The sequence below is a fragment of the Lactiplantibacillus sp. 7.2.4 genome, from assembly GCF_018991185.1.
GTDB lineage: Bacteria > Bacillota > Bacilli > Lactobacillales > Lactobacillaceae > Lactiplantibacillus > Lactiplantibacillus pentosus.
In genome coordinates this window covers 1-2,782 of the sequence record NZ_JAGYGS010000119.1, presented here as the reverse complement: position 1 = coordinate 2,782, position 2,782 = coordinate 1, and the positions used below count along the sequence as shown (strand labels likewise).

Annotated in this window: 2 protein-coding genes; both read right to left on the bottom strand. The window is 38.4% G+C overall.

Annotation, left to right across the window (positions count from 1 at the left end; translation table 11 throughout):
- Positions 1-2,052, bottom strand: a 2,052-nt coding sequence (locus tag KGF70_RS16695) for a MucBP domain-containing protein (RefSeq protein ID WP_253955634.1), incomplete at its 3' end; no start/stop codon positions are given.
- Positions 2,053-2,566: 514 nt separating this feature from the next.
- On the bottom strand, positions 2,567-2,782 hold a 216-nt coding region (locus KGF70_RS16685), incomplete at its 5' end, for a tyrosine-type recombinase/integrase (protein ID WP_216786514.1).

Below are 2,782 nucleotides of genomic sequence, written 5' to 3'. Positions count from 1 at the left end.
AGAATTAGTGTAGACAGTTTGAACTGCAACGCTTGTCAAATCAGAATTTGGGGCATCATTACTGATTACCTTATAGCCATCAACTTCTGGATTAACTACTTCTGCGAAATCGGTACTGTCTGCTTTTGTCCATCCAGCTTCTGTTGGCACACCATTATCATCCAGCGTTGCAGTCTTTGCTTTAGTTGAGTAATACGTTGTTGTTGTGTTATCAACTGGATTAGTTACTGTCACAAATGTAATTGGATCTGCCGTATATCCTATTGCTACTTTTTTACCATCTTGGTCAATATACTTAATGGTTTCACTAATTGTTTTGCTTGTTTGTGTGTACGCTGGTGCATAGACATAAATAACCGTCCCATTATCTCCAGCTATTGTTAGAGTACCCGTCGCTGGCAAACTTTTTGCTCCAGTGGCAGTACCATCATCCATTCTTACAAATTTATAATTGGGAATTTCTAATTGTCCTGTAGTATAAGTACCATTAACATTAGCGCCATTTGGATAAGTAACCTCACCTTGAGCAATTTGATTACCTTTTGTATCAACATACTTAACATTAACTGTCGCTGCTTGCTTAAAATCAAAACTCATTATTTCAAATTGCTGTAAATTCTTAGCACCACCAGTTGATGCACTGACAATCATTGCCATTGCTTGATTAGAATTCGAGACAGTCGTAGTCCAAGTTAATATCTTACCGCTTGTTTGGGTATACTTGATTGTTAATGTTCTTGTATCTCCATCATAATCAACTGTAAAATCATGAAATTGGCCGTTTACGTCAGACTTACTTAACGCTTGGGAAGTTCCATCAACATCTTTAGCCCACCATCTTTGAACTTTTATTCCATCCTTAGTAGCAACTTCTTCATTTTCAGTATCAACAAATGTGCCATATGGAGCATTCATAGAATCCCCATTCCAACCAAAATCATTAGAGTTAGTTGAATCGATTTGGCTACCATCTTTATCAGACTGTGGAGCTTGATAACCATTTGACCATGTATCAAGCTTAAATCCCAGAGCATTTTGCAAGCCACCAATACCCAAGTTGCCACCAGCATTACCAATATCTGTGGTATTACCGTTATGAAAAGCAAAGCCAATACCGTCAGCTCCATTAGGATTGGATCCTAAATTAACCTTACCAGTTAAAGTAAAACTAGTATTCATATCAATTTTACTCTTGAGAGAGAAATTTCCAACTTTATTATATTCATCTGGTGTAATAGTCACAATACCAGCATTTTGATCATAAGTGGCTGATCCGTTTAATGAAAAGTAAGCAAGAAAATTATCCTTAGTAACATGTGTTAGAGCTTCTTTATCAGTCGCCAAAGCCTTACTTGTACGTAATTGTTGCAATAATGTGTTGTAAGATATCTTAGTTACAGTTTGGCGTGTTTTAGCACTGGTCGTTTCAGCCTTTACTGCACTGCTACTACTTGCACTGGTCGTTTCAGCCTTCACTGCACTGCTACTACTTGCACTGGTCGTTTCAGCCTTTGCTGCACTGCTACTACTTGCACTGGTCGTTTCAGTCTTTACTGCACTACTGCTACTTGCACTGGTTGAACCGGCCTTCGTTGCACTGCTACTACTTGCACTGCTACTACTTGCACTGGTCGTTTCAGCCTTTACTGCACTACTGCTACTTGCACTGGTTGAATCGGCCTTTGTTGCACTGCTACTACTTGTACTGGTCGTTTCAGCCTTTACTGCACTACTGCTACTTGCACTGGTTGAATCGGCCTTCGTTGCACTGCTACTACTTGCACTGGTCGTTTCAGTCTTTACTGCACTGCTGCTACTTGCACTGGTTGAATCGGCCTTCGTTGCACTGCTACTACTTGCACTGGTTGTTTCAGCCCTTACTGCACTACTTGAGGTACTAGTAGCTGCCACATCAGCTGACACTGGCCGACTTGTAACTAGCATCCCTAATCCCAGCGAAAATACTGAAATCCCCATAACAGCCCAATTCTTACCGCATTTATATAATTTATAATGCGTTTTAGCCTCTCCAAAGTAATTATTCCTTAACATAAAAACCCACCTTTCACACTATTTTTAAATAAAAATGTTGTCATTAAAACCCCAGCTTATCAAGGTTATCCAACCATTTAAATTAGAACAGCAACTACTAATAATCTCTGATATCCCTTAAATTGGGCCTATCTTTCGCACGAAAGTATTTAAAATCATGCAAAAAACGCATAACTAAATTAAACAGTCTCAATAAACCGCATTAATAATAACACACTTAAACTTTAAATTGAATTACATACAAGTAAACATTGCAAAACTAGTTCAGCAATTATACATAGGCCTTCACTATTTAGCTATTAATATTTAAATTTTCAAATTAAAACAACAAATAAGAATCAATTGTGTTTTTTTAATTTGAGCTTGTTGCTGTAACTTGTGCGTAAAGGCTTGTTTAGTTTTGATGCCAATCATCAAAAAGATCATGCTTGTTGGTTTCAAAATCTAAATCCATAAAGCCAGCCTCCTACCCAAAATCAATGTGATCCAGCATCGTTTCAGTACTAGCCTGGTCTCAGCCTAAATAAGCTAAAGTCATCGCTTCACTAGAATGATTTAATAAGTGCATGACTAGGCCAATATTGTAATTAGATTGCGTGTAGACGCGAGAAGCCCCGGTTTTGCTCATGGTATGGGGACCTAGATAATCAATTCCTAACAGATCGCCAACCTTGCTCATGATTTTGTAGAACTGTTTTTCCGTGATATGTCGCTCGGGGTGCTGAATGGA